Here is a 1,630-nt window from a genome sequence, read left to right as displayed (position 1 = left end):
GACGACGCCATGCTGGCGGCAATCCTCGTTGGTGAGCCAGATCTGTTGCCCCGTCCGAAAATCCGCCCCGAGATAGAAGATCCCCGCCGGTTTCTGTGGCGAGCGGTCGCGAGGCGAGGGATGGTTACGGTCGCGCCCGCGGGCGTAGCTCGGTAGGCGCATCGGCAGGATGGTCGGGCGCGTCAGCACGTAGGTCGCGATGATAATAGCCAGAACCACGACCGGATCGAGGATGACCGGCGCGAAGAACGACCCGACCCCGCCCGCGATCAGGAGAAACCCGCTGAGCGGGGTCTGCAATGCCTGCAGGAACCGCACCGATCCGGGGCGGATATCGCGGGTCAGCTGCGGCCCGGCCCGTTCGGTATTGGCCTCCGGGCCTTTGACTTCGCGCGGGATCATGGATCGAGCCCGAACCGCGCCTGCGCGGCGGCTGATCCCGGCGCGATCGCCGGTCGATGACCCGTGCCAATCGGCTTCGCGCCGTCGGTCAGCGCATCATCGATCGCGGTTACCGGCGGCACTGCCTGATGTCCTACCTTGGTGCCTGATGACGTGCCGCCGGACAGAGACATCGGCGCCATAGCCACATTGGGCTGAACTGGCGAACGGGACACACCCGATACCACCATCCCGACCTGGATGAATCCCACCAGCACGACGCCGAGCACCAGCAAGCGTACTGGTCGAGAATTCCCCCAGGAACGTCGGGAGATCGCCGCGGGCGTGCTCGCCGTGCCCCCTGCCCCGGAACCCTCCCTCATGGCCAGCCCTCCGATCGTTACCGGCGGATCACCGGCATCCGGCTCGATGCGGAGAATGATGGCGCCACCATCCTGCGAGATCGTGATGTTCATCGGAGGTCCTTCAGCGGCTGTTTTTTGGCGATCGCCGCGTTCACCCGGGCGACCATGAGGTCGATCGCCATCTCGATATGCGGCAGGGCTAGTGCGGCCCCTTCCGCCCGTTCGGTCTGCCAGTGCGCCCGCGCGCCGAGCGCCTCGATCTTTGGATTGGGAAACGGCCCATCCTCGGTCTCGGAGAGGGGAAAGCCGAGCGATTGCAGCGCGTACCAGAGGTTCCGGTCGACGAGCTTGAGAAAATTGAACTGTGCCGGCGGCAGAAGGCCGGCGCGCGCCCGCGCGAAATTCAGCAATCCCATGACTGCGGTGGTCACGAAGCCATGCTGACGCAGAACCCCGTCGATCTCCGAGCGGAGCGTGGTTTCCGAAAGGATCTTATCGACCTCGCCCATGATGGAAGACCCAAGAACAAGTGGTTGCGCCGGCCCTGCCCCGTCCTCCTTTGCCGCGTCGTCGGCGAGGCTTTCCGAGACCCGCCCGAGCAACGCTTGAGCCTCCTTGCGCCGGCGGCACGCATGCAAACCGCAGACAGCGATCATCATGCGCGCCGGTGCGGGAGCCTGGTCGATCCCGCTCCATGGCTGACCGAGCTGCGCCTCGAGTGCTGCGACCGCCTGATCCAGCTGAAACGCGCCCTTCTCGTTCAGACCATGGCAGATCAACCATTCACCGAGGTGGAGTGCTGGATCAGCCGGCAGAGGCGCGGGGAGGCTCGGGGCGACCGGAACGAGGCGGCGTGGCAGATAGGCGGCGATCGAGCGGAACAC

General features: G+C 65.9%; 1 protein-coding gene and 2 pseudogenes. All 3 read right to left on the bottom strand.

All coding sequences use genetic code 11. The annotated features are described in order from the left end of the window. Positions 1-402 (bottom strand): annotated as a pseudogene (locus tag ACP5E6_RS19060) (type IV secretory system conjugative DNA transfer family protein); the annotation flags it as partial. Next, positions 399-857 (bottom strand): hypothetical protein, encoded by a 459-nt coding sequence (locus ACP5E6_RS19055; protein WP_427957066.1) that lies wholly within the window; start codon positions 855-857, stop codon positions 399-401. The pseudogene ACP5E6_RS19060 and the gene ACP5E6_RS19055, both read right to left, overlap by 4 nt. Then, positions 854-1,630, bottom strand: a pseudogene (locus tag ACP5E6_RS19050) (hypothetical protein); the annotation flags it as partial. The gene ACP5E6_RS19055 and the pseudogene ACP5E6_RS19050, both read right to left, overlap by 4 nt.

This window comes from Acidiphilium sp., from assembly GCF_049977125.1.
Classification (GTDB): Bacteria; Pseudomonadota; Alphaproteobacteria; order Acetobacterales; family Acetobacteraceae; genus Acidiphilium.
Note: the sequence above shows the minus strand (reverse complement) of the source record. Positions and strands in the feature narration are given on the sequence as shown.

What these genes read in the sequence shown, in the direction of transcription:
- ACP5E6_RS19055 (WP_427957066.1), bottom strand. Translation starts at nt 857, where the DNA reads ATGAACATCACGATCTCGCAGGATGGTGGCGCCATCATTCTCCGCATC.